Genomic DNA, 25,004 nt, shown 5'->3' with positions numbered 1-25,004 from the left:
GCTGATATGAAGATCCTGTTCATGGGAATCCGTGACGACGAACGCCCCGCCCTCGACCGCTGGATCCAGGAGCACCCGCAGCACAACGTCGAGGCCACGACCGAGATCCTCACAGCCGACACCGTCGGCATGGTCGACGGGTTCGACGCCCTCACCGTTCAGCAGGTGATCCCGCCGGAGCCGGAGGTGTACGCCGCGCTGCAGGCCGCGGGGATCCGTCAGATCTCCAGCCGCACCGCGGGCACGGACATGTACGACATCGCGCTCGCGCAGAAGCACGGCATCGTCATCACCAATGTGCCGGTGTACTCGCCGAACGCCATCGCCGAGTTCGCCCTCACCTCCGCGCTCTACCTGACCCGCCGCTTCGCCCAGATCGAGCAGAAGCTGCAGCGCCGGGACTTCCGCTTCGGCGGCCTCCTGGGCCGCGAGCTCGCCACCCTGCGCGTGGCCGTGCTCGGGACGGGGTCGATCGGTCTGCAGACCGCGCGCCTGTTCGCAGCGCTCGGAGCCACCGTGGTCGGGTACGACCCGTACCCGAATGACGCGTTCACCGAGGTCGGCCAGTACGCGCCGACCATGGAGGAGGCCCTGGACGGCGCGGATGTGCTCACCCTGCACATGCCGCTGATGCCCGCCACCCACCACGTGATCGACCAGGCGGCGCTGGCGCGCCTCGCCCCCGGAGCGATCGTGGTCAACTCCGGTCGCGGCGGCCTGCTGGACACGCAGGCCCTGCTGGCGGCGCTCGACTCGGGGCACCTCAGCGGCGCCGCCCTGGACACCTACGAGAACGAAGCGCAGTTCTACCGGTACGACTGGAGCGACCGCGACCTGGGCGACCCCGTGCTCGAGCAGCTGCTGGACCGCGAGGATGTGCTGATGACCCCGCACGTGGCGTTCTACACGGAGACCGCCGTGGAGAACCTCGTGGTGGGCGGCCTGGAGAACGCGGAGCTCGCAGCCCGCACCGGCACCGCCCCGTCGGTCGTCTCGCCCGCCTGACCCCCGCCCGCGCCGAGCGCGCATTCTGTGCCCGCGCCGAGCCCGCCCTGTGCGGCTCGGCGCGGAGCCGCGTCCAGGAGCGCGGCTGGGGTGACGCACCCCTCAGGCCGTGACTACCCAGCGCCTTCGGGGCATGGCTACGCTGGATCCCATGACTGCACCGGATATCGCTCTCGCCTCCCGTTTCCAGGACGCCTTCGCCGCCGCCTTCGGCGAGGAGTACCGCGATGCGGATCCGATCATCCGGCCGGGCCGCTTCTCCGACTTCCAGTGCAACGCCGCGATGGGGCTGGCGAAGAAGCTGGGGCAGAAGCCGCGGGACATCGCCGCACAGATCGTGGAGCACCTGGACCTGACGGGGATCGCGTCGGCCCCGGAGATCGCCGGCCCCGGGTTCCTCAACATCACCCTGTCCACCGAGTGGATCGCCGGCGAGACCGCCGCAATCGCCGCGGATGAGCGCCTGGGTGCCGCCGTCCCCGCCTCCCCGGACACCGTGGTCATCGACTACTCCGCGCCGAACGTGGCGAAGGAGATGCACGTGGGCCATCTGCGCACCACCGTGGTCGGCGATGCGCTCGCCCGCACCCTGGAGTTCCTCGGGCACCGCGTGATCCGCCAGAACCACATCGGTGACTGGGGCACCCCGTTCGGCATGCTGATCGAGCACCTGCTGGACGTGGGCGAGGACTCCGCGGACGCGAAGCTGCTGGAGACCGACCCGAACGCGTTCTACCAGGCCGCCCGCCAGAAGTTCGACGGCGACGAGGCGTTCGCAACGCGCGCACGTGCCCGCGTCGCCACCCTGCAGTCCGGTGACGAGCAGACCCTGGAGATCTGGGGCCGCCTCGTGGACCTGTCCAAGCAGTACTTCCACCGCATCTACTCCACCCTGGACGTCACCCTCACCGATGACGACCTCGCCGGCGAATCCTCCTACAACGACCTGCTGCAGCAGACCTGCGACGATCTGAAGGCCGCCGGCATCGCCCGCGTCTCCGACGGCGCCCTCTGCGTGTTCCCCGACGGCTTCACCGGCCGCGATGAGCAGCCGCTGCCGCTGATCATCCAGAAGTCCGACGGCGGCTTCGGCTACGCCACCACCGATCTCGCCGCCATCCGCCACCGCGTGCGGACGCTCGGCGCGACCCGCATCGCCTACGTGGTGGGCACCGCGCAGGAACTGCACTTCCAGATGATCTTCCAGACCGCCCGCGAGGCCGGGTGGCTGCCGGAGTCGGTCGACGCCCAGCACGTGAAGATCGGCTCCGTGCTCGGTGAGGACGGCAAGATCCTCCGAACCCGCTCCGGCTCGTCCCTGCGCCTCATGGACCTGCTGCAGGAGGGCACCGCGAAGGCCCGCGGCGTGATCGACGAGCTCCGCCCGGACCTGCCGGAGGATGAGCGCGAGCAGATCGCGCAGATGATCGGCATCGGCGGCATCAAGTACGCGGACCTGTCCACCGCGCATGATTCGGACTACACGTTCGACCTCGACCGGATGCTCGCCCTGCAGGGCAACACCGCGCCGTACCTGCAGTACGCGGTGGCGCGGATCCGCTCGATCCGTCGCCGCGCCGCTGAGGCGTCGGGGGCCGACGGGGCCGCCGTTGACAGCGCCGCCACTGACAGCGCCGCCGCGCCAGCTGCGGCACCCCGTGTGGTCGATGACGCCGAGCGCGCCCTCGCCCTCCAGCTGCTGGAGTTCGGGCCGACGGCGACCGCCGTGGCCGCGGACTACGCCCCTCACCGGATGGCCGCCTACCTGTTCGACCTCGCGCAGGCGTTCATGGGGTTCTACGAGCACTGCCCGATCCTGAAGGAGGAGGACGCCGAGGTCCGCGCCGGCCGGCTCGCCCTCGCCGACCTCACCGAATCGGTCCTCGTGACCGGCCTGGACCTGCTGGGCGTCAGCGCCCCGGAGCGCATGTGAACCTCGCGGTCATCGGAATCGCCACGGCAGGTCTGCTGGCCCTGTTCACGTGGCGGTTCCACCACGCGCTCACGCAGATGTCCGGCGGTCGGCGCTTCGACGGCGGCGAGTTCCTCCGCTCCATCGGCATGATCACCGCGCTGCTGGTGTACGTCCTGATCGTGACGCTGCTCGGCGGCGCCACCATGGGTGTGGTGCTGCTGTGCATGATGGGGTCGCTCGCTGCATCCATCGGCCTCGCCTGGGTGCTCGCCTCCCACGGCTGACCCGGCGCACCCAGCCCGCGGCTGGCGCGGAGAACGCTGCCCGCGCGGCAGCGGGAAGGCCGACGGGTGCCGGATGGAGCGCCGGGTCAGGCGAGGACGCGGTCGATGAACTCCGCCTGCTCCTGCAGCAGGCGCTCCATATCCGCCCCGCGCGACATCCGCAGGCGGCCGTTCAGCTTCCCCGCCACCTCGCGGTAGTCCACGTGCAGGTCCTGGCGCTCGAACTGCATCCGCATGATCCGCGCGTCGGTCAGGAAGATGTCCTTCAGCCCCACCGACAGGTGGATCGACGGCAGCGCCGCCAGATCAGCGTTCACCGGCGACAGCGACGGATCATCCAGCGGCGTGCGGCCCGCGTACGCCGACGCAGCGGCCTGCAGCAGTCGGCGCTCATGCACCGGGTTGCGCTGCTCCGTCTCCGTCAGCTCCGTGTTGTTCAGCTCCAGGTCCCACCACGGCGACATGATCACCAGGCCGCGCGGCGCCGGAACGTTCGCCTTCTCCGCCTCCCCGGTGCCGAGTCGATCCGCAAGCGCCAGCGCCAGACCCGCCCCGGAGTTCTGCCCCGCGAGGATCCAGTTGAGGTCGGTGAGGACCCCGTCGGCCGACAGCCGCTTGATCACCGCCGCGGCATCCAGCAGACCCGTTGGGTGCTGGTAGTCCGGGGCGTAGCGGTAGTCGATGAGGACGGCGGCGCATTCACGGCGGTCAGCCTGGTCGGACAGCCACTGCCAGTCGAACGCGAACGGCCCCGACACATACGCCCCACCGTGCAGGTAGACGATGACGCCGTTGTCAGCCTTGTGGCGGTCAAGCCACACGGTGCGGGTGCGGTTGATCATGGCGACGTCCACCGCGTGGCGCTTCAGCACCGCCCCCGTCGGCGTCGCCATCCGCGCCTTCCCGAAGCCGGTGGTGTACACCCAGCCCGGCAGGGGTGCCTGGCGGACGGCACGGACAGCGATCTTCGGGTACTCAACGAGGCGGCTCATACGGCCACAGTAGCGAACAGCACTGGATGATTGAATGGGTTCCATGCACATTGACCTGCTGATCCTCACCGCCATGCACGAAGAGGCCGACGCCTTCACCCCGCACCTGCAGCAGGTCCAGGAGGTGGAGAGCCCCCTGGCCGCCGGCTCCGCCGCCACCACCGTCACCGCCCGCACCGGCCTGCTCACCACCGCCAACGGTCAGCAGGTCCGCTGCGCGCAGGTCACCACCGGCATCGGCACCGCCCCCGCCGCCACCGCCGCCACCTGGGCGATCCTCACGTTCGCGCCCCGCATCGTCATCTCCGCCGGCTCCTGCGGCGGCCTCGCCAGCGACATCAACGTGGGCGACGTCGTCATCGGAGAGACCTACAGCTACTCCCTGGCCGACGCCACCGCCGCCGGCTACGCCCACGGCCAGCTGCCGGGCGCACCTGCCGTGTTCGAAGGGCACGCCTCCGCCAGCGCCGTCGCCGACGCCGTCGCGGACACCGGGGCCGCGGTCCGCTGCGGCCTCATGCTCTCCGGGGACGCGTTCGTCACAGCCGACAAAGCCGAACCCATGCGAGAACTGCACCCGTCGGCCCTCTCGGCCGACATGGAATCCACCGCGCTGGCGCACACCGCCGAACGGTTCGGACTGCCCTTCCTCGCTATGCGGGGCGTCAGCGACCTGTGCTCCCCGCGGGCCGACGAAGAGTTCTCCATCGGGCTGGACGCCGCCGCCGAAGCATCCGCCGCGGCGGTCCTCACAGGCGCTGACCTGCTGGTCTGACCAGCGCCGACACGCGGGTCACAGCGACGTGACCGGGACGGCAGAGGGTTGATACGCGCGGGGGTCCCCCATAGCCTCAAAAGGCACTATGCCAATCACGAGAGATAGGTCTATGGCTTCCTCCACTCCCGAATCGACGGCGACCGAGCCCGTCGACTCCTCCCCCGCGCCCGATCCCCAGAACCGTGAGAACTTCGGCCTCGCGAAGGTCGTCTTCGGCGTCGCCGCCGCCGTCATCCTGATCTCGGTCGGCTTCGCCCTCCTGCTGCCGAACCAGTTCAACGACTTCATCGGCACCATCAACGACAAGCTCGTCGGCGCCGTCGGCTGGTACTACGTCCTCGCCGTCACCGGCTTCGTCATCGCGGCCCTCGTCATCGCGTTCTCCCGCCTCGGCTCCGTCCGCCTCGGCGGCGACGACGAGCGCCCCGAGTACGGCATGTTCTCCTGGTTCGCGATGCTGTTCGCCGCCGGTATGGGCATCGGCCTCGTGTTCTGGGGCGCCGCTGAGCCGCTCACCTTCTTCACGAAGGACGGCGGCGCACCGCGCTTCGCGGACCTCGCCGATCCGGCCCGCGCCACCGAGGCGATGAACCAGGTGTTCCTCCACTGGGGCTTCCACGCCTGGGGCACCTACGTGGTGGTGGGCCTCGCCCTCGCCTACGCGGCGCACCGCCGCGGCCGCCCTCTGACGATCCGCTGGGCGCTCGAGCCGCTCCTCGGCCGCCACGTGAACTCGTGGATCGGCCAGCTGGTGGACATCCTCGCGATCGTCGGCACCGTGTTCGGTGTGTCGATGTCGCTGGGCTTCGGCGTCAACCAGATCACCGCCGGTCTCGACCATCTCGGCCTGCTCGACGGCACCCCCACGATGAAGATCATCCTGGTCGTTGTCATCACGGGTCTGGCCACCCTGTCCGCCGCCTCCGGTGTGGACAAGGGCATCAAGATCCTCTCCAACATGAACCTCGCCCTCGCCGGCGTGTTCCTCCTCCTCGTGCTCGCGCTCGGCCCCACCCTGTTCCTGCTGCGCGACTTCGTGGACAACATCGGCGGCTATCTCTCCAGCCTGCTGTCCAACTCGTTCCAGACGCTGCCGTTCTACGGTGAGGACGGCGCCGGCTGGCTGAACGGCTGGACCATCAACTACTGGGGCTGGTGGATGTCCTGGTCGCCGTTCGTGGGTGTGTTCATCGCCCGCATCTCCCGCGGCCGCACCGTCCGCGAGTTCATCATCGGCGTGCTCCTCGTGCCCACCCTCGTGACCATCCTCTGGTTCACGATCATGGGCGGCACCGCCATCTACAAGACAATGTTCGACGGCGTGGACTTCACGCAGGCCGACGGAACCATCAACGCTGACACGGCCCTGTTCGACATGCTGAACACCCTGCCCGTCGGCGGGCTCCTCGCCGGCATCGCCATCGTCCTGCTGTCGATCTTCTTCATCACCTCCGCCGACTCCGGTGCATTCGTGATGGACATGATCGCCCACGGCGGCAACCCGAACCCGCCGCGCATCACCCGCATCTTCTGGGCGATCTCCTCCGGCCTCATCGCCGGTGCCCTGATCGCCGCAGGTGCCGCCACCGGCACTGACGACACCGGCATGAGCGCCCTGCAGGCACTCGCCCTCATCGCCGCCCTGCCGTGGTCGTTCGTCATGATCGGCATGGTGCTCTCCAGCTTCAAGGCCCTGCGCATGGAAGTGGACCACATGGAGCACCTCGAGCTGCGGCTACGCAAGCGCGAAATGGTCAGCGCCGTCTCCGACACCGTCACCACGCAGGTGATCGATGAGATCACCACGGACGAGGGCGCCCTCGACCACGAGGCCCTGCGCGCCTCCTCCATGCAGACGAAGGAGCGCAAGCGCCGCGAGGCTCCCCGGAACGCGAAGAGCCCACAGGCCCCGAAGGGCCAGCGGGCTCCCAAGGACCGCTGAGGGCCCCTCAGCGCTTCCCGACGAAGTCGCCGTTCCCGTCGAGCGCTTCGAGGTTCGCCAGCAGGCGGTCCTCAGCGCCGACGGGGCGGCCACCCGCCGCGTGCGGCGTGATCAGCAGGTTCGGGGCACCCCACAGGGGTGACTCGGCCGGCAGCGGCATCTGCTTGGTCACGTCGATGGCGGCACCCATGATCTCCCCGGACTCCAGGGCCCGGAGGAGATCGTCCTCGTTAAGGGCGTGTCCGCGGCCCACGTTGACCACCACGGCCCGCTTCGGCAGCGCGGCGAAGACGTCCGCGTTCAGCAGGTCCTTCGTGGAGTCGTTCGCCGGCAGCACGGAGATGAGCACGTCGGTGTCGGCGAGGTGGTCGTGGACGTCTTCGGTAGCGATGACGGGGAAGCCGGCGCGCTCCCCCGCCGTGGAGGCGACACCGGTGACGTTCGCGCCCAGTGCCTTCAGGATCGGAGCGAGGTGCTGGGAGATCTGGCCGAAGCCCCACACGAGCACGTTCGCGCCGATCAGGGTGGTGACGCGGTCCTCGGGGTGCAGCGGCTGGCCTTCGCCGAGCTCGCGCGACCAGTTCTTCTTCTCCTGCTGGCGGACCGATTCGTCCAGGCGGCGCAGCAGGTAGAGGGTGAGCGCGATGGTGTGCTCGCTGACGGTGGCGTCGTGCAGGTGCACACCGTTGGTGAGGATGACGTCGTCGGAGAAGCCGGCCTTCTTCACGGCGTCCACGCCGGCCATGAAGGTCTGCACCAGCTTCACGTCGGTGAGTCGCTTCGCGGCGTCCTCCACCAGGTTCTGCGGCTGCATCCACTGGACGTACACCTCGGCGTCCAGGTGCTCCTCCGGGATCGGTTCGTCGGTCTTCGTGGTGATGAACTGCCAGCGGTCATCGTCCGGCAAGTCGAGGTCGATGGAATCGGGGATCAGAACTTTTGTTGTCATGGCTCACACCATAGCCACGAACCCGTCGGCCGCCGCCCAGGGCGCTCGGCGCTCGTCTCGCGCCCAGTCCTACTCGTCCCGCTCCCAGCCCTCGAGGGCGATCTTGCCGACGGTGCGGCCGGATTCGACGCGGCGGTGCGCCTCCCGCAGGGTCTGCGCGCTGATGGGGCGCAGAACATCCTCCATCACGGGGCGGATGCGGCCCTCGTCGGCGAGGTCCGCCACCTGTTCGAGGATCTCGTGCTGACGGGTGATCTCCTGATCCGTCTGGAACAGGGGCCGCACGAACATTGACTCCCAATGCCATGTGATCGCCTTCGACTTCAGCGCCATGAGGTCGGTGACGTCTTCGATCTCATCGATCGCGACGATGTGGCCGCGCGGCTTCATCAGGTCCGCGAACACGTTGCCGCGGCCCCCGGACTTCGAGGTGAACATCCAGTCCACGCCGCCCGGGGCGACCTGGAGGACCTGTTCGGCCAGGTCGCCGGTGTGGTCCACGGTGTGTTCCGCGCCGAGGGAGCGCACGAGGTCCGCCTTCTCAGCACTGGACGCGGTCGCAATCACCGTGACCGTGGGGAACAGCGCCTCCAGCAGCTGCAGCATCGCGGTGCCGACACCGCCGGTGGCGCCGTTGACGAGGATGGTGCCCTCCGACTCCTCCGTGAGGCCGAGACTGTCGGTGAGCGCTTCGAACGCGGTGAGGCTGGTCAGCGGCAGGGCCGCGCGCTCCGCCCAGGAGAGGTCCTTCGGGGCGCGGCCCACGATGCGCTCGTCCACCAGCTGCAGCTTCTGGTTGGAGCCGTCGCGGTTGAGCTGTCCGGCGTACATGACCTCGTCGCCCACCTCGAACAGGCGGGCATCGCCGCCGACGGCGCGGACCACTCCGGCGGCATCGAAGCCGAGGACGCGGAAGCCGTCGGTCGGAGCGCTGCGGCGCTGCTTGACGTCGATGGGGTTGACCGAGACCGCGCGCACCTCCACCAGGAGGTCGCGGCCGACGGGGTCCGCGGTGGGCATGTCCTGTTCGACCAGCGCCGCATCGTCCTCGACCGGCAGGTTGTCGGTGCATCCGATGGCGCGGTGGCTCAGGAACGATTCGCCGTGGAGAACAGTCATGGAAGTCATGTCCTCATCCTCTCCGACATCCCTGGGCATGCGTCCAGGAACAGCGTCGGCCCCGGTCAGAAGGTCTTGATGCCGTCCCGGTTGAGGAACACGCCGTGACCGGACTTCGTGGACCAGCAGGTCATGCCGTTCGTCTCCGACGCGCACACGAACTCACCATGGCTCGCCTGCGTGCCGTACGGCATCTCCTGCGCAGCCACCGCGGCGTCATCGTTGGTGACGGCGCCGGAGTCGGTGAACTCGGGCTCACCGCCGGGCTTGATCACGATGCTCTGGTTCGGCGCCTTCCCGGTGATCTCCTTGACGGTGCACACGGCGCCGGTCCTCGGGTCGATATCGCACCAGATGTTGCCGGAGGGGGCGCGCACCCGCGCGATCTGCAGCGCGGGGTCATCACCCTCGACGTTCGTCATCGGCTTCGCGGACGCGGGCACGTCGCCCCCGGCGCCGCGGTACGCCTCAGCGGGCAGGATGATGCGGTCCCGCGTCGGCTGCTCGGAGGCCGACGGGGACGCCGAATCGCTCGGCCCGGAGCCGTCAGTGGAGTCGGCGCTCGGCGACGGGGAGGCCCCGTCGGGCGCGTCGGCACTGGGCGACTCGGAGGCTCCGTCGGCCGGTGCGTCGCTGCTGTCCGTGGCGTCCTTACCGCCGGCGGCGGGCGACTCGGTGGCCTCGAACGCCGGGTTGGAGTTCGCGGTGTCGGGGCTGTCGCTGCGGACGGCGTCCACCATGCCGCAGCTGCTGAGGGCGAGGACGCCGGCCGCAAGGGCGAGGATTCGGCGCTTCATCGGGTCTCCACTTCACGTTGGGGGTCAGCGGACCATTCGGAGAACGATCCGGGGAACAGGTAGCCGTGGCGCAGGCCCGCGTGCTCCATCGCGAGGACGTTCACGCAGGCGCTCACACCGGAGCCGCAGTAGTTGATGACGATGCGCTCCCCCGTCGCGCCCGCGTCCTCGAACGTGCGGCGGATCTGCTCCGGGCTGCGGAAGGTCCCGTCGGCCTGCAGGTGCGCGGCGTACGGGACGTTGACGGCGGTGGGGATGTGGCCGGCGCGCGGGTCCACCGGTTCCACGTCGCCGCGGAAGCGCTCCGGCGCGCGGGCGTCCACCAGCAGGGCGCTGCGGGAGTGGGCGGCGTAGGCGACCTCGTCGATGGACACCAGGCGCACCAGCGGCTCCTCCACCGTCTCCACCGGGGTCGGGTCGTTGTGGCCGGGCTCCATCGGCACGTCCGGGTGGGCGGCGCGGTAGGCGGGCAGGCCGCCGTCGATGAGGGCGGCGGCGATGCCGGAGAAGCGGAGCATGAGAACGAGGCGGGCGGCACCGGCCGGGTCGTCGGTGCCGTACGCGTAGACGCGGGTGTCGGTGCCGATGCCGAGGCGGGCGCGGGTGGCGGCGAAGTCGTCCTCCCTCGGCAGGGGGTGGCGGCCGGCGCCGGTGACGGAGTGGTCGCTGAGGTCGTCATCGAGGTCCACGAAGACCGCTCCGGGAATATGCCCGGTGGCGTACTCCTCACGGAACGTCGCAGCGTCCTTCGGGCCGCCGAGGGACCAGCGGACGTCGGCGATGACGACGCCGTCACCAGCAGCCGGGACGTCACCGGCCGACACGATCGGCGGCAGAGCGGTTTCAGAATTCACCGTGTCAGGCTACCCCGGTCCGGAAGTCTGGTGTACTTGGCCCATGTCACGACAGGTCGTCCTCGGTTTCGCGTTCACGCTCGCGTCCGCGTTCTTCTTCGCCGTGTCCGGAGCGGTCGCCAAGACGATGTACGCCACCGGCTGGACCCCCGGGTCGGTCGCGTTCGTGCGCCTCACCGGCGCATCCCTCCTCCTCGCGGCGCCGACCCTGTGGCAGATGCGGGGCCGGTGGGGCGAGGTCCGCGAGCATTGGCGCACCGTCCTCATCTACGGCCTCGCCGCGATGGCGGGCTGCCAGGGGTTCTACTTCGTGGCGGTGCAGGAGCTGACCGTGACGGTCGCGCTGCTGCTGGAGATGACCGCGCCGATCATGATCGTCTTCTACCTGTGGGCCGCCACCAAGGTGCGGCCGGTGGCGCTGACGTTCCTCGGCGTGATCGTGTCCATGGCCGGTGTGGTGCTGGTGCTGGACTTCCGCGGGGCGCACCTGACCGGGTTCGGTGTGGTGATGGCGCTGCTCGCCGCGGTGTGCCTCGCCATCTACTTCCTCGTGTCGTCTCAGTCGAGCATCAGCCTGCCGCCGTTCGCGTTCACGGGACTGGGGATGACGATCGGCGCGGTGGTGATCGCGGCGCTGAACCTGCTGGGGGTTATGCCGGCGGTGTTCCGCACGGCTGATGTGGTGTTCGCGGGCCGCACCATGAGCTGGCTGTGGCCGCTCGCGATGCTCGTGCTGTTCACGATCGGCGCGTACGGGTTCGGCATCCTCGGCCTGCGCCTCGTGGGCGCAACGGTGGGCGCGTTCGTGAATCTGGTGGAGGTGCCGCTGGCGGCGCTCGCCGCGTGGTTCGTGCTGGGTGAGCTGCCGACGTCGATCCAGCTTGTGGGCGGTGTGTTCATCCTGATCGGCATTGCCCTGGTGAAGTGGGGCGATGTGCGCGCTGCACGTGCGGGCACGCCGGAGACGCGGGCGGAGCGGCGCGCCCGTCGTCGCGAGGAGCGGGCTGCGAGAGCCGCCCGGGCTGCACAGCCCGCCGCGGGCGCCAGCACCGAGCCGCTCGCGGGCGAGGTGAGCGGCGGCCGCCTGCCGACCGGCGAGTTCAGCCTCCCGCCGGAGATGGTGGACGACTCCCCCGCCGAGTGGGGGCCGGAGCCCGGCCGGGGTGTGCAGATCATGGAGTGAAACCGCCCTGCCAGCCGCAGAACCGGGCCAGAAGGCGGATTTCGGTCGTTTTTTGCACATCTCGCTCCTGCGCCCGGCCCGGCCCTGGCCCGGCCACGGCCTGGTCCGGCGCGAGGTCATGGGTCGCGGCTCAGCCGCGCAGCACCTGCTCGATCGCCTGCGCCACGCCGTCCTCATCGTTGGACGCCGTGACTCCATCGGCCACGGCGAGGACATCGGGGTGGGCGTTCGCCACGGCGATGCCCATCCCGGCCCAGGTGAGCATGGGGATGTCGTTGGGCATGTCGCCGAACGCCCACACGTCCGAGGCTGTCATCTCCATGACCCGCACGAAGCGGCCGAGCGCTTCGGATTTGCTGACGCCGAGCGGGGCGAGTTCGGCGAGGCCGTCGGACGTGGAGACGTGCAGCGCGGCCCGGTCCCCCACGAGCTCCTCAATGCGGCGGTGGAACGCGGCGGGGTCGAGGCGGTCGCAGCGGGCGAGGAGCTTGCCGGCGACCTCGGTGATGTCCTCCAGCGGCGCGACGATGCCGCCGTCCTCGTCGGTCTGCCCGTCGGGCGGAGTGGAGGGGTAGGCCGCCTGGCGCCAGAAACCGGAGGGCAGTTCGGCGCTCATGGCGATGCCGTCCACGGTGGAGAGGTCCTGAATGATGGACTGCAGCAGGTCGGGTTCGAAGCCGAAGTTCTCGGTGACGGTGCCGCTGTTCGGGTCGTAGGTGAAGGCGCCGTTGGCGCAGTAGATGGTGCCGTGACTGCCGGCGAGGTCGGCGAGGCGGTCCACCCAGCGGGGCGGCCGGGCGGTGACGAGGACGGTGTGGAGACCGTGGTCCCAGGCGGCGTGGAAGGCGTCGCGGGTGCGGTCGGAGACGGTGCCGTCGGCGCGCAGGAGGGTGCCGTCGAGGTCGGTGGCGATGGCGGCGGGCCGGGGCACGTCCGCGCTCAGGCGGGTCATTCGCCGCCCGTGCCCTGGTCAGCGGAGCCTGCGCCTTCGGCGACGCGGCGCAGCCGCGCGATGGAGGCGGCGAGCATCTCCTCGGTGGTGGCGGCGGCGCGGCGGAGCCGACGCTCCGCGGAGGTGGCGGGATCGAGGCGGGTCGGATCGTAGGTGTGGGTGACCCGGGTGGCGCTCTCACGCCCGTCGGCGTCCAGGATCGGGGTGAGCTCCCACCGCCAGCGCTGCCCGAACGGTTCCCCGCCGACTTCGCCGGGCGCCCATTCGATGAGGCGCCCCTCCTCGAACGCGGTGATGCGGTTCTCGCGGTCGGCCCCGGTGGTGAGGCGCATGGTGAAGGCCTGGCCGTCGGCGGTGATGCGCTGGCCGACGCCTGCCTCGGCGAGGTTGTCGTTGCCGTCCCAGGTGGGCTGCTGGGCGGGGTCGGCGATGAGCTCGAAGATGGTGGCGGGGTCGGCGGCGATGTCGGCGGTGGCTGCGATCGGCGTCAGGGCGTTGTCCGTCATGCATCTCACCCTACGGCAGGTCGCTGCCGCCGATAAGGTGGACTGCTCCCGTCGGCCGATCCCTCGAGCTCTGGAGGATTCTGCGTGTCCACTGCTTCCGTCCCCGCGCCGCAGGCGCCCTCCCTCACCCCTGAGCAGCGTCAGTCGTGGGTGCGGGCTGTGCGCAGTCCGCGCATGCTGCTGGTGGAGGTGGTGGGTGGCCTGGTGACGGCGCTGGCACTGATCCCGGAGGTCATCTCGTTCTCCATCATCGCGGGGGTGGATCCGCGGATGGGACTGTTCACCTCGTTCGTGATGGCGGTTGCGATCGCTGTTCTGGGCGGCCGGCCGGCGATGATCACGGCCGCGGCGGGGTCGGTGGCGCTGGTGATCGCGCCGCTGGTGCGGGAGCACGGTGTCCAGTACCTGATTGCGACGATCCTGCTGGCGGGCGTTCTGCAGATCGTGATGGGCCTGTTCGGGATGGCGCAGCTGATGCGGTTCATCCCCCGCCAGGTGATGGTGGGCTTCGTGAATGCGCTCGCGATCCTGATCTTCATGGCGCAGATGCATGAGCTGATCGGCGTGACGTGGGTGGTGTATCCGCTGCTGGCTGCGGGACTGGCGATCATGGTGCTGCTGCCGCGGCTGACCCGGTCGGTGCCGGCGCCGCTGGTGACGGTGGTGGTGCTGACGCTGGTGACGGTGGGGATGGGGCTGACCCATGTGCCGACCGTGGGTGACAAGGGCGCGCTGCCGGATTCGCTGCCGCAGCTGCTGATCCCGGACGTGCCGTTCGACCTGGAGACGCTTCGGGTCATCCTGCCGTACGCGGTGGGGGTGGCTTTCGTGGGCCTGCTGGAGACCCTGCTGACGGCGACGCTGGTGGATGACATCACGGACACCGGGTCGGACAAGACACGTGAATCGTGGGGCCTGGGTGCAGCGACGGTGCTCGGTGGGCTGTTCGGCGGCATGGGCGGCTGCGCGATGATCGGGCAGACGATGGTGAATGTGCGCGCTTCCGGAGCTCGCACCCGCATCTCAACTGCACTGGCCGGGGTGTTCCTGCTGGTGCTGACGGTGTCGCTGGGCGGTGTGGTGGCCGAGATTCCGATGGTGGCACTGGTGGCGGTGATGGTGGTCGTCGCGGTGACGACGTTCGACTGGCATTCGGTGGCGCCGCGGACTCTGCGGATGATGCCGCGCAGCGAGCTGGCGGTCATGCTGGTGACCGTCGCGGCGACGGTGGTCACGAGCAATCTGGCGATCGGTGTGGGCGCCGGGATCGTGCTGGCGTGCATCCTGTTCGTCCGCCGGGTGGCGCATGTGGTGACGTTGGAGCGCGAGGAGGTGTCGGAGCGGGAGGTGCGGTACTCCGTGCGCGGGGAGCTGTTCTTCGCCTCCTCGAACGACCTGTTCGCGCAGTTCGAGTACGCGCGGGATCCGGCGTCGGTCGTGATCGACATGTCGGAGGCGCATATCTGGGATGCGTCGACTGTCGCGGCGCTGGATTCGGTGATCGAGAAGTACCGGAGGGCGGGGATCACCGCGCAGGTGGCGGGCCTGAATCAGGTGAGTCGGCGGATGCGGGTGCGTCTGAGCAGGCTGTCCTCCTGACGCCGACGGGTGCCGCCTCGGCCCGATTCCCCGAAACCATTACCCAATACTGGCAGTACCACTAAACTCGCGGTATGTCTTCCGATCTCTTCGCACCGCTGCAGGCGGGCCGCACCCGTCTGCCGCACCGCATCGTCATGGGATCCATGCACCTCGGCTTCGAGGACGATCCCCGCGGCGCTCCAGCCCTGGCGGCGTTCTATGCGGAGCGCGCCGCTGGCGGCGCTGGCCTCATCGTCACCGGCGGCATCTCCCCCAACGCCGCCGGTGCCCTCACATCCGGCGGTGCCCGGCTCGACTCAGCGGACCAGCTCCCCCAGCACCGCACCGTCACCGACGCGGTGCACGCCGCGAACCCGGAGGCCCGGATCGTCCTGCAGCTCCTGCACGCCGGGCGGTACGCCGCGCACGGTGAGCCGGTGGGCCCGTCGGCCGTGGACTCCCCCATCAGCCCCGCGCCCGTCCGCGCCCTCACCGCGGCCGAGGTGGAGCAGACCATCGAGGACTTCGGCCGCGCCGCCGCCCTCGCGATCGAGGCGGGCTACGACGGCGTCGAGGTGATGGGGTCCGAGGGCTACCTGATCAACCAGTTCCTCGCGCCCGCCACGAACCGCCGCGACGATGCGTGGGGCGGCAGCGCCGAGGCCCGCCGGCGGTTCGCGTTGGAAGTGGTCCGACGGGTGCGCGCATCGATCGGGCCTGAGCCGCTGCTGTCGTACCGGATCTCGCTCGCGGACCTCGTACCCGGCGCCCAGGAGACCCACGACATCCACGCCCTCGCGCGAGGCGTGGTGGAGGCCGGCGCGGACCTGCTGATGTCCGGGATCGGCTGGCACGAGTCGCGGGTGCCGACGATCGCGACATGCGTGCCGCGCGGGCAGTTCGCACCGCTGGCGGCGGACCTCGCGGCGGCGATCGACGGCGCGGTGCCGGTGATCGCCTCGAACCGCCTGCACACCCTTGCCGATGCTGAGCGCGCCATCGCCGCAACCGGGGTGGAAGGGGTGATGCTGGCGCGCCCGTTCCTCGCCGACGCCCGACTGGTGCAGAAATGGCGCGCGCAGGCCGACGCGCCCGGCGGCCCGCGCGACGAGTCCGCACCCGCCGACTCCCCGGTCGTCACGCCGTGCATCTCCTGCAACCAGGCGTGCCTGGACCGCATCTTCACCGGCCGCCCCGCCGGCTGCGTGGTGAACCCGCGCGCCGGCCGCGAACTGCAGCTGCCGATCATGCCGCGCGCCGCCCAGGCGCAGCGGATCCTCGTGGTGGGGGCGGGCCCGGCGGGCCTGGAGACCGCGTGCCTCGCAGCGGAGGCCGGACACGAGGTCACCCTCGTGGACTCCTCCGCCGAGATCGGCGGGCAGCTCGCGTGGGCGGCGCGCATCCCCGGCAAGGAGGACTACTCACTGCTGCTGGACTCCTGGCGGGAGCGCCTGGCCCGCGGCCGCGTGAACGTCCGCCTCGGCCGCCGATTCACCGCCGAGGACATCGCGGGCGTCGGCGCGGACCGCGTGGCGCTGGCGATCGGGGTGCGGCCGCGCGACCCCCAGATCCCCGTCCACCCCGATGCCGGCCCGGACGTCATCACCTACGCAGACGTGTTCGCGGGGGCACCCGTCGGAGGCCGGGTCGCGATCGTGGGCGGCGGCGGGATCGGCGTGGACGTCGCGCAGCTGCTCGCCGAGCGCGCCGACGAGGTCCACCTGCTGCAGCGGTCCGCCCACAAGATCGGGTCACGCCTCGGCGCCACCACCGGGTGGATCCACCGCGCCGCCCTCAGGCGCGGCGGCGTCATCGGCCACACGGGCGTCACCTACGGCGCTGTGGGGGCCGACGGGTTCTCCTTCACCGATCGCGACGGCGCCGAGCAGGTGCTGGATGTGGACACCGTGGTGCTGTGCGCCGGGCAGGAGGCCGCGGACCGCGTCGGCGCACTCGGTGAAGCGATCGGCGCTGAGGCGATCGGCGCCGAAGTGATCGGCGGGGCTCGGAAGGCCGAGGGCCTGGACCTGGAGCGCGCGATCCGGGACGCCGACGCGTGGGTGCGCACTACACTCGCCGCATGAGCACCGGCACCACCGCCCGCCCCCAGCCGACCGAGCGCCCCGCCCGTGTCCTGCACACCGCGCAGGCGCTCGTGGACGTCACCATCCCCGTGCCGCACCTGCCGCGCCGCGGCCAGAACGCCAACGCCACCGCCATGCCGCAGTACGCCGCCGGCGGCGCCGTCACCATCCTCGTGGCCGCCGCCCGCACCGGCGCGACCGCTGTTCACGGTGGCGCCCATGGCACCGGCCCCAACGGCGACCTGATCCGCGCCGCCCTCGCGGCCGACGGGATCCGCCTGTCCGCCGACCCCGTTCCCGATGAGGACACCGGCCCGTGCTTCGTGTTCGTGGAGCCGTCCGGGGAGCGCACCTTCGTCACCACCTATGGGGCGGAGCGCCGCATCACCGCTGCCTCCCTCGCCGCCCTCGCCCCGGAGCCGGGCGACCTCGTGTGCGTCAGCGGCTACAGCCTGTTCGACCCCACCCGCGAGCCCCTCCTGGAGTTCCTCGAGTCGCTGCCGAGCGGGGTGGAGATCGTGCTGGACCCCGGCGCCCCGTTCGCCGACTTCGATGAGGAGCTGCGCCGACGGATGCTGCGCCTGACCACGGTCTGGACCTCGAACGCCGACGAAGCGGAGGGCCTCGTGGGCGCCGCCGATGACCTGCACGCGATCCGCGATCTGATCGCCGGTGACGTGGTGATCGTCCGCGACGGCGAGAAGGGCTGCACCGTCCTCGCCGGCGGTGCGACTGTCGACGTGGCGGGGTTCCCGCAGACCCCGGTGGACACCAACGGCGCCGGCGACACCCACACCGGCATCCTGCTCGCCGAACGGGCACTGGGCAGCGACTGGGCGGCTGCGGCGGAGCGCGCCAACGCCGGGGCGGCGCTCAAGGTGACGCGGCTCGGTCCGGCGTCCGTGCCCGCACGGGAAGAAGTCTCCGCCTTCCTCGCTTCGGATCCGCCGCGGTCGTCGATAGACTGACGCCGTTGATGCACGCCACCAGCGGAGAAGGGCCCGATGACTGAGACCCCACGCTCGATCCGTGACTTCAGCGCGCTCAGCATCGACGGGCAGGAGCGCAGCCTCGCCGACTTCGCCGGTCAGGTCCTCCTCATCGTCAACACCGCCAGCGAATGCGGCTTCACCAAGCAGTACGCGGGCCTGCAGCAGCTGCAGGACGAGTACTCGGACCGCGGCTTCAGCGTCCTCGGCTTCCCCTGCGACCAGTTCGGCCACCAGGAGCCCGGCTCCGATGAGGAGATCGCCGAGTTCTGCTCCACGAACTTCTCCGTGGACTTCCCGATGTTCTCGAAGATCGAGGTCAACGGACCCGGTGCGCACCCGCTGTACCAGTGGCTGAAGGCGTCGAAGCCCGGCATCGCAGGCGGACGGATCGCCTGGAACTTCACGAAGTTCCTCATCGACCGCGACGGCCACGTAGTGGACCGCTTCGGGCCGCCCATCGCACCGGCGCGGATCGCGCGCCGCATCGACACTCTCATCACCGACCAGTAGAAAGGGGACACCATGGAGGTGCTCATCGCGATCCTGATCCCGATCGTCATCCTCATCGCGATCGTCTTCGCGCTGTTCGGCGGGCTCCGCTCGTCGATCTTCTTCACCGTCCGCACGCAGGAGAACGTGATCGTGGAGAGCTTCGGCCGCTTCCGCCGCGTTGCGAAGCCGGGCCTCAACATGAAGGTGCCGTTCCGCGACACCCTCACCCCGCCGATCTCCCTGCGCATCCAGCAGCTCGAAGTGAACATCGAGTCCAAGACCAAGGACAACGTGTTCGTGACCGTCCCGGTCGCCGTTCAGTACGTGATCCGCGAGGAGTCCGTGGTGGACGCCTACTACCGGCTGTCCAACCCGGAGGCGCAGATCCGCTCCTACGTGTTCGACACCGTCCGCTCCGCCCTCTCCACCCTGGAGCTGGACGCCGCGTTCGAATCGAAGGACGACATCGCCCGCGGCGTGGAGAACACCCTGTCCTCGCAGATGGCCGACTTCGGCTTCAACATCGTCAACACCCTCGTCACGGACATCTCCCCGGATCCGCGCGTGCGCGACTCGATGAACTCCATCAACGCCGCGCAGCGCGACCGCGTGGCAGCGCAGTCCCTCGCCGAGGCCGACAAGATCAAGCGCGTCACCCAGGCTGAGGCCGAGGCCGAGTCCAAGCGCCTCCAGGGTGAGGGTGTGGCCGCACAGCGCAAGGCCATCGCGCTGGGCATCGCCGAGCAGTACGAGATGCTCAAGCGCGTGGGCATCGAACAGTCCGCTGAGCAGCTGCTGCTGATGACCCAGTACTTCGACACCATGCAGGACGTGGCCCGCAACGGCCGCTCCAACGTGCTGTACCTGCCGTCCAACCCCGGCTCCGTCAGCGCCATGGGCGACGAGATCCGCAACGCCATGCTGCAGTCGCAGGCCGCGCAGAAGGCCGACGACGACGCCGACTCCGCCGCGACCCGCCTGCGCCGCGCCCAGCCGAAGCGCCAGCAGCCCTCTCAGCCCGAGGGCTACCAGGCGGCGCCGCAGCAGCCGTGGGAGCACCCGTCGGCCGGCTCCGACCAGGGCTGACCCCCATCAGCTGAGGGGCGGCCCCGCCGGGACCGCCCCACCATCCGGACCGCGCTCGCGCTCAGGTCTGCGGCAGCAGAACCTCGAGCAGGGCGCGGTCCTGTGCGTCCAGCACCAGGTTCATCGCGGCGGCGAGCTGGGCGCTGGCGCCGCCGACGGGTGAGACAATCGGAGCACAACCGACCCCGCGTTTGGAGGACCGTTTCTTCATGACCATCCCCGCCGATCCGGCACCGAAGCTCCAGGACTACGCCCACCCCGAGAAGCTCGTCACCACGGACTGGCTCGCCGACAACCTCGGAGCCGACGGCCTCGTTGTGGTGGAGAGCGACGAGGACGTGCTGCTGTACGACGTCGGCCATATCGCCGGCGCAGTGAAGGTCGACTGGCACCTCGACCTCAACGACCCCGTCACCCGCGACTACGTGGGCGGCGAGGAGTTCGCCGAACTGATGAGCGCCAAGGGCATCAGCCGCGACGACACCATCGTGGTGTACGGCGACAAGTCCAACTGGTGGGCCGCCTACGCCCTCTGGGTGTTCGAACTGTTCGGCCACGAGGACGTGCGCCTCCTCGACGGCGGCCGCGCCAAGTGGCAGGCCGAGGGCCGCGAGATGACCCGTGAGAAGCCGCAGCGTGAGCGCACCGACTACCCGGTGGTGGAGCGCCAGGACGCCCCCATCCGCGCCTACAAGGACGACGTGCTCGGCTTCCTCGGCGGCCAGCTCGTAGACGTCCGCTCCCCGCAGGAGTACACGGGCGAACGCACCCACATGCCGGACTACCCGCAGGAGGGCACCCTGCGCGGCGGCCACATCCCCACCGCGAAGTCCGTGCCGTGGGCGCGCGCCGCGAACGACGACGAGACGTTCAAGTCCCGTAAGGAACTGGAGGCGATCTACGTCGACGAGCTGTCGTTCGACTCCAGCGAGCCGGTGATCGCGTACTGCCGCATCGGTGAGCGCTCCAGCCACACCTGGTTCGTCCTCACCTACCTGCTCGGCTTCGACAATGTCCGCAACTACGACGGCTCCTGGACCGAGTGGGGCAACACCGTGCGCGTGCCCGTCGCCCAGGGCGAGGAGCCGGGCGAGGCACCCGTCGGCCTCACCGCCGGGGAGGGCCGCTGATGTCCGCCGTCCCCGCCGCCCTGCAGGAGATCGCCGACGACTTCACCGAACTGTCCGGCGACAACCGCCTGCAGCTGCTGCTGGAGTTCTCCGACGACCTACCCGAGCTGCCCGAGCGCTACGCCGACCACCCGGAGCTGCTGGAACCGGTGCCGGAATGCCAGTCGCCGATCTTCCTCATCACCGAGGTGGAGGGCACGGGCCGCGACGCCGAGGCGCACCTGTTCTTCTCCGCCCCGCCGGAGGCGCCGACCACGCGCGGCTTCGCCGGCATCCTCGCGGAGGGCCTCGACGGCCTGAGCGTCGGGGAGATCCTCGACGTTCCGAACGACGTCACCGAACGGATGGGCCTCGCGGAGGTCGTCTCGGCGCTGCGCCTGCGCGGCATGGCCGGCATGCTGGCGCGGATCAAGCGGCAGCTGCGGGAGAAGGCGGAGATCGGCCCCGAGGAGGCCTGAGCAGACGGCTGCCCCGTCGGCCCCGGCAGGACGGACCGCCGGGCGGCCGACGGGTCCCGCGGATCAGCGGACCCGTCGGCCCTTCACCAGGTCGATCAGGTGGCTGATCACCGCGTCGCCGCTGGAGCGCAGACCGGAGTGCTCGTACTCGCTGGTCACGAACGGCGCGACCTGCGGCATCAGCGCCGCCGTCTCCAGGGAGAACACGGACGGCACGAAGGCGTCGTGGAAGTAGACGGCCGCGGCACCCGGAACCCCGGCGCTGCGCAGCGCGTCCTCGTCGTAGACGCGGCCCCACTGGTGGCCGGCGAGGATCTCGGCGACCGGCTTCCACGGCGCCAGCTCCGAATCCTCATCGAACAGGGAGCGGTGCACATGCTCGCCGCCCAGCAGGGTCGGATCCTCGTGGAAGTCCTGCGGCATGGTGCGCTCCGCGCTCCAGTCAGTGACGATCCCGTCGGCCTGGCAGCTCTCGTGGATGACCGCGTACAGGGGGTTGCGGCCGGTGAACGGCAGCAGGGCGGCGAGGTCGTGCTGGAAGGCGGGCGCGCGGTGGTCCAGTTCGAGGAGGTTGTGGAGCGCCACGAAGCCGTCGTCGGAGCCGAGGCGGTGGCCGAGGGTGCGCAGCCGCGCCGGGGTGACGGCGTCGCCGTTCGGCAGTCGGATCTCGCCCCTGTCCGCCAGGCCCATCAGCTCGCGGATGCGGTCGCGGGCGTGGGGGAAGCGGCGGTAGAACGCCTCGGACTTCTCCCGCATGATCCGCCATGTCTCCGCATACACCTCGTCACTGTGGCGGCCGACCGCGGCGAGCCCGCCGGTGATGAGGACTTCGCGCAGCGATTCGGGGTGCGCGCTGAGGTAGGCGAGGGTGGTGAAGCCGCCGAACGACTGGCCGAGCGTGGAGATCTGCTCAGCGCCGAGGTGGCGGCGGATCGCTTCGGCGTCGTTGACGATCTCATCGGCCCGCAGGTGGGTGAGGTACTCCGCGACCTCGTCCGCGCTGTGCTCGATCGCTTCGCGGAACGTGCGCTCCGGCGCGGGCGGGAACGGCAGGTCAAGACCCACCGGGGTGGACCGGCCGGTGCCGCGCTGGTCCAGCATCACGACCCGGTACTCCTCCAGCAGGCGCGCCACCCAGGCCGGCTGCCCGGGCGCGGGCCGCGGCGCTTCGCTGCCGGGACCGCCCTGCAGGTACACCAGGAACGGCCGGTCCTCGCCGCCGGGTGCGGTGATGACGCGGGCGAACACCTCGATCGTGCCGCGCGACGGGTCATCGTGCACCAGCGGAACATCGATCGTGATGTCCTCGATCCGGTGCTCCGGCATGAGGGAGGCCGACGGGTTCTGGTTCCCGAACGGGAACGGGGCGGGGCGGGATGCGGAGTCAGAGGTGTGCATGGGTCAACCGTAGCGCGGCCCCGGCGACCGGCAGGGGCTCGGCCGGCAGGGACGGCTCGGCCCCGTTCCCCGGGCGGCACGGCGGGAGTGCCGGTGGCGAGGCGTGTGCACAAGTTGGAGCAGATCGGCCGATTCGGCAGCGAACCGCCCGCCGGGGTCGGATTCTGGTCGGATTGTGCTCACTCACGTCCTCCACGCCTTGATCGGCAGGGGTGCGCGAACAGATTCAGCCGCTGAACCGCCCTTTTTCGCAGCCGGACTGGCCTACAGCCCTGGTTCCACCAGGGTTTGTGATCGGTCGCCAGCCGAATGGGCGGCGAGCGGGCCCGGGGCGATGGACCCGGGGCGATGGGCCCGGCCAGACTTCGCCCGGGCCGAGGGGCCCGGCCCGACTTCCCGTCGCGCGGCGCGGGGCGGTAGGTTGGCAAGCACCCCTTCCCCCACCTGACTGGAATCTGTGCGCCATGGACACCATCAGACTCGACGCGAACATCGTCGACTACCTCATCATCGCGATCTACTTCGTGTTCGTGATCGGTGTGGGCGTCTACGCCAAGCGCGGCGTCTCGAACTCGATCGAATTCTTCCTCTCGGGCCGGTCTCTGCCGGCCTGGGTCACCGGCCTCGCATTCATCTCGGCGAACCTCGGCGCCGTGGAGATCATGGGCATGTCCGCCACGGGCGCCCAGTACGGCTTCCCGACCATGCACTACTTCTGGGTCGGTGCGATCCCCGCGATGCTGTTCCTCGGCGTGGTGATGATGCCGTTCTACTACGGCTCGAAGGTCCGCTCCGTGCCGGAGTTCATGCGGATGCGCTTCGGCAATGCCGCGCACCTGGTGAACGCGCTGTCGTTCGCGCTGGCCCAGCTGCTGATCGCGGGCGTGAACCTGTTCCTCCTCGGTTCGATCGTGAACCGTCTGCTGGGCTGGCCGATGTGGGTGGCGCTGATCGTCGCCGCTGCGATCGTGCTGTCCTACATCACCCTCGGCGGGCTGACGGCCGCGATCTACAACGAGGTGCTGCAGTTCTTCGTGATCGTGGCGGCGCTGCTGCCGCTGACCCTGATCGGTCTGCACCGTGTGGGCGGCTGGTCCGGGCTGAAGGAGAAGGTGTCCGGTGACGGCATGCTCGGTGCGGAGCAGCTGCACACGTGGCCGGGCCAGCAGCTGTCCGGCTTCGAGTCGCCGGTGCTGAGTGTGATCGGCATCGTGTTCGGTCTGGGCTTCGTGCTGTCGTTCGGCTACTGGACCACGAACTTCGTGGAGGTGCAGCGCGCGATGGCCTCGAAGTCGATCACCGCTGCGCGCATGACCCCGATCATCGGCGCGTTCCCGAAGATGTTCATCCCGTTCATCGTGATCGTGCCCGGAATGATCGCCGCGGTCCTGGTCAACGAGCTCACCGCGTTCAAGCAGTTCGAGAGCGCGGGCGATTCCGCGGGGGCCGCCAGCACGGGCGTCACGTACAACGACGCGCTCCTGCTGCTGATGCGGGACGTGCTGCCGAACGGACTGCTGGGTCTGGCGATCGCGGGCCTGCTGGCGGCGTTCATGGCCGGCATGGCGGCGAACGTGTCCGCCTTCAACACCGTGTTCTCGTACGACATCTGGCAGACCTACGTGAAGAAGGACCGCGATGACGAGTACTACCTGACGGTGGGCCGCATCGCGACGATCACCGCGTGCATCATCGCCATCTTCACCGCGCTGATCGCGGGCCACTTCTCCAACCTGATGGACTACCTGCAGACCCTGTTCGGGTTCTTCAACGCACCGCTGTTCGCCACGTTCATCCTCGGTATGTTCTGGAAGCGGATGACTCCGACCGCCGGCTGGACGGGCCTGGTGGCGGGCACGCTCGCCGCGGTGGTCCTGTGGTCGTCCTCCACGTTCTTCGGCCTGTTCGAACTGCCGGGTCAGGGGCTGGCGTTCCTGTCCGCGGCGACGGCGTTCGTGGTGGACATCGTGGTGTCGGTGGTCGTCACGATGGTGACGCAGCCGAAGCCGGCGCATGAGCTGAAGGGTCTGGTGTACTCCGAGACCCCGAAGGCCGACCTGGTGGATCCGGACGAGGCCGATCTGCCGATCTTCCGCCGCCCCATCCCGATGGCGATCCTGGGCCTGGTCCTGGTGATCGGCCTGAACATCGTCTTCGCCTGATCGAAGGAGCAGCAGTTATGAGCACCAGCATCACGCCGACGGGCGAGACCCCGCAGCTGCCCGCCGACTCCCATGTGGAGACCACCGGCGCGTTCGACATCCGCATGTTCATCGGCGCGCTGATGGCGCTGTACGGCGTCATCCTGGCGGCCCTCGGCCTGTTCGCGTTCTCCGCCGCCGACGCCGAGAAGACCGACGGGTTCAACGCGAACCTGTGGGTCGGCGTGGGCCTGATCGTGTTCGGCGCGCTGATGGCGATCTGGGCGAAGGTGAAACCGATCCGCATCGTGGTGGCGGACAACGAGCCGGGCGCGGAGGAGCCGAAGGACATCGCCGCGCTCTGAC

At 70.0% G+C, this 25,004-nt stretch carries 24 protein-coding genes; 15 read left to right on the top strand and 9 right to left on the bottom strand.

Translation table 11 applies throughout. The features are described 5' to 3' along the window. Positions 1-6: 6 nt before the first annotated feature. The 3 genes from R3I40_RS11295 (at position 7) to R3I40_RS11285 (ending at position 3,204) form a co-directional block, all read left to right on the top strand. Positions 7-1,005 carry a D-2-hydroxyacid dehydrogenase gene (locus R3I40_RS11295; RefSeq protein WP_285261950.1) on the top strand — a complete coding sequence of 333 codons (999 nt, stop codon included), beginning with the start codon at positions 7-9 and terminating at the stop codon, positions 1,003-1,005. Between the two features lie 151 nt (positions 1,006-1,156). Further along, positions 1,157-2,938 (top strand): arginine--tRNA ligase, encoded by a 1,782-nt coding sequence (argS, locus tag R3I40_RS11290; protein WP_285261951.1) that lies wholly within the window; start codon positions 1,157-1,159, stop codon positions 2,936-2,938. Beyond that, a complete protein-coding gene (locus R3I40_RS11285) occupies positions 2,935-3,204 on the top strand; it encodes a hypothetical protein (protein ID WP_239376188.1) in 270 nt (89 codons plus the stop codon). Before argS ends, R3I40_RS11285 begins: the two co-directional genes overlap by 4 nt. 86 nt (positions 3,205-3,290) lie before the next feature. Here the strand turns inward: R3I40_RS11285 and R3I40_RS11280 are convergent, their stop codons facing one another. Continuing rightward, positions 3,291-4,196, bottom strand: a complete 906-nt coding sequence (locus tag R3I40_RS11280; protein ID WP_183377286.1) for an alpha/beta hydrolase fold domain-containing protein — start codon at positions 4,194-4,196, stop codon at positions 3,291-3,293. Positions 4,197-4,239: 43 nt separating this feature from the next. On the opposite strand from R3I40_RS11280, the gene mtnN reads away from it, so the two are divergent. Together mtnN and R3I40_RS11270 are read left to right on the top strand one after the other, a co-directional pair. Beyond that, complete coding sequence (gene mtnN / locus R3I40_RS11275) at positions 4,240-4,971, top strand: 5'-methylthioadenosine/S-adenosylhomocysteine nucleosidase (RefSeq protein ID WP_246371094.1); 732 nt, start codon at positions 4,240-4,242, stop codon at positions 4,969-4,971. Positions 4,972-5,083: 112 nt separating this feature from the next. Beyond that, complete coding sequence (locus tag R3I40_RS11270; protein ID WP_183377288.1) at positions 5,084-6,916, top strand: BCCT family transporter; 1,833 nt, start codon at positions 5,084-5,086, stop codon at positions 6,914-6,916. Between the two features lie 7 nt (positions 6,917-6,923). Here R3I40_RS11270 and R3I40_RS11265 read toward each other — a convergent pair whose 3' ends face one another. The 4 genes from R3I40_RS11265 to R3I40_RS11250 all read right to left on the bottom strand — a co-directional run bounded on the left by R3I40_RS11265 (position 6,924) and on the right by R3I40_RS11250 (position 10,635). Further along, positions 6,924-7,865, bottom strand: coding sequence for an NAD(P)-dependent oxidoreductase (locus R3I40_RS11265; RefSeq protein ID WP_285261952.1), 942 nt, complete (start codon positions 7,863-7,865; stop codon positions 6,924-6,926). A gap of 69 nt (positions 7,866-7,934) precedes the next feature. Next, positions 7,935-8,993 carry a zinc-binding alcohol dehydrogenase family protein gene (locus R3I40_RS11260; RefSeq protein ID WP_239376192.1) on the bottom strand — a complete coding sequence of 353 codons (1,059 nt, stop codon included), beginning with the start codon at positions 8,991-8,993 and terminating at the stop codon, positions 7,935-7,937. Between the two features lie 56 nt (positions 8,994-9,049). Next, positions 9,050-9,781, bottom strand: a complete 732-nt coding sequence (locus R3I40_RS11255) for a hypothetical protein (protein WP_285261953.1) — start codon at positions 9,779-9,781, stop codon at positions 9,050-9,052. Further along, positions 9,778-10,635 carry a sulfurtransferase gene (locus tag R3I40_RS11250; protein WP_239376195.1) on the bottom strand — a complete coding sequence of 286 codons (858 nt, stop codon included), beginning with the start codon at positions 10,633-10,635 and terminating at the stop codon, positions 9,778-9,780. The genes R3I40_RS11255 and R3I40_RS11250 overlap by 4 nt, the downstream gene beginning before the upstream one ends. A gap of 43 nt (positions 10,636-10,678) precedes the next feature. Here R3I40_RS11250 and R3I40_RS11245 point away from each other — a divergent pair, with 43 nt between their 5' ends. After that, positions 10,679-11,818 carry an EamA family transporter gene (locus R3I40_RS11245; protein ID WP_285261954.1) on the top strand — a complete coding sequence of 380 codons (1,140 nt, stop codon included), beginning with the start codon at positions 10,679-10,681 and terminating at the stop codon, positions 11,816-11,818. A gap of 130 nt (positions 11,819-11,948) precedes the next feature. Here R3I40_RS11245 and R3I40_RS11240 read toward each other — a convergent pair whose 3' ends face one another. Continuing rightward, positions 11,949-12,770, bottom strand: a complete 822-nt coding sequence (locus R3I40_RS11240; RefSeq protein WP_239376197.1) for an HAD family hydrolase — start codon at positions 12,768-12,770, stop codon at positions 11,949-11,951. After that, on the bottom strand, positions 12,767-13,276 hold the full coding sequence (locus R3I40_RS11235; RefSeq protein ID WP_259922463.1) for an SRPBCC family protein: 510 nt from the start codon (positions 13,274-13,276) through the stop codon (positions 12,767-12,769). Before R3I40_RS11235 ends, R3I40_RS11240 begins: the two co-directional genes overlap by 4 nt. An 84-nt stretch (positions 13,277-13,360) precedes the next feature. Here R3I40_RS11235 and R3I40_RS11230 point away from each other — a divergent pair, with 84 nt between their 5' ends. The 5 genes from R3I40_RS11230 to R3I40_RS11210 all read left to right on the top strand — a co-directional run bounded on the left by R3I40_RS11230 (position 13,361) and on the right by R3I40_RS11210 (position 19,511). Then, complete coding sequence (locus R3I40_RS11230) at positions 13,361-14,875, top strand: SulP family inorganic anion transporter (protein WP_285261955.1); 1,515 nt, start codon at positions 13,361-13,363, stop codon at positions 14,873-14,875. Between the two features lie 74 nt (positions 14,876-14,949). Further along, positions 14,950-16,941 carry an oxidoreductase gene (locus R3I40_RS11225; RefSeq protein WP_285261956.1) on the top strand — a complete coding sequence of 664 codons (1,992 nt, stop codon included), beginning with the start codon at positions 14,950-14,952 and terminating at the stop codon, positions 16,939-16,941. Next, a complete protein-coding gene (locus R3I40_RS11220; RefSeq protein ID WP_285261957.1) occupies positions 16,938-17,909 on the top strand; it encodes a PfkB family carbohydrate kinase in 972 nt (323 codons plus the stop codon). The genes R3I40_RS11225 and R3I40_RS11220 overlap by 4 nt, the downstream gene beginning before the upstream one ends. A gap of 36 nt (positions 17,910-17,945) precedes the next feature. Further along, positions 17,946-18,443 carry a glutathione peroxidase gene (locus R3I40_RS11215; protein WP_285261958.1) on the top strand — a complete coding sequence of 166 codons (498 nt, stop codon included), beginning with the start codon at positions 17,946-17,948 and terminating at the stop codon, positions 18,441-18,443. Positions 18,444-18,455: 12 nt separating this feature from the next. Next, positions 18,456-19,511 (top strand): SPFH domain-containing protein, encoded by a 1,056-nt coding sequence (locus R3I40_RS11210; protein ID WP_259922458.1) that lies wholly within the window; start codon positions 18,456-18,458, stop codon positions 19,509-19,511. Between the two features lie 61 nt (positions 19,512-19,572). On the opposite strand, the gene R3I40_RS11205 is transcribed toward R3I40_RS11210, so the two are convergent. Further along, positions 19,573-19,722, bottom strand: a complete 150-nt coding sequence (locus R3I40_RS11205; RefSeq protein ID WP_239376818.1) for a hypothetical protein — start codon at positions 19,720-19,722, stop codon at positions 19,573-19,575. Between R3I40_RS11205 and R3I40_RS11200 the strand changes: the two genes are divergently transcribed. Together R3I40_RS11200 and R3I40_RS11195 are read left to right on the top strand one after the other, a co-directional pair. Continuing rightward, positions 19,721-20,641 (top strand): sulfurtransferase, encoded by a 921-nt coding sequence (locus R3I40_RS11200; RefSeq protein ID WP_183377301.1) that lies wholly within the window; start codon positions 19,721-19,723, stop codon positions 20,639-20,641. The genes R3I40_RS11205 and R3I40_RS11200 overlap by 2 nt on opposite strands. Beyond that, a complete protein-coding gene (locus R3I40_RS11195) occupies positions 20,641-21,099 on the top strand; it encodes a SufE family protein (RefSeq protein WP_259922455.1) in 459 nt (152 codons plus the stop codon). The genes R3I40_RS11200 and R3I40_RS11195 overlap by 1 nt, the downstream gene beginning before the upstream one ends. 63 nt (positions 21,100-21,162) lie before the next feature. Here the strand turns inward: R3I40_RS11195 and R3I40_RS11190 are convergent, their stop codons facing one another. Further along, a complete protein-coding gene (locus tag R3I40_RS11190) occupies positions 21,163-22,497 on the bottom strand; it encodes an alpha/beta fold hydrolase (protein ID WP_317700011.1) in 1,335 nt (444 codons plus the stop codon). Between the two features lie 464 nt (positions 22,498-22,961). Between R3I40_RS11190 and R3I40_RS11185 the strand changes: the two genes are divergently transcribed. Together R3I40_RS11185 and R3I40_RS11180 are read left to right on the top strand one after the other, a co-directional pair. Further along, a complete protein-coding gene (locus R3I40_RS11185; RefSeq protein ID WP_285261959.1) occupies positions 22,962-24,659 on the top strand; it encodes a sodium:solute symporter family protein in 1,698 nt (565 codons plus the stop codon). Positions 24,660-24,676: 17 nt separating this feature from the next. Next, the gene (locus tag R3I40_RS11180; protein ID WP_285261960.1) at positions 24,677-25,003 is read left to right on the top strand and encodes a tetraspanin family protein; all 327 of its coding nucleotides are present in this window, start codon (positions 24,677-24,679) and stop codon (positions 25,001-25,003) included. The last annotated feature ends 1 nt before the right edge of the window (position 25,004 follow it).

It is taken from the genome of Helcobacillus massiliensis (genome assembly GCF_033106145.1).
Lineage (GTDB): Bacteria > Actinomycetota > Actinomycetes > Actinomycetales > Dermabacteraceae > Helcobacillus > Helcobacillus massiliensis.
Note: the sequence above shows the minus strand (reverse complement) of the source record. Positions and strands in the feature narration are given on the sequence as shown.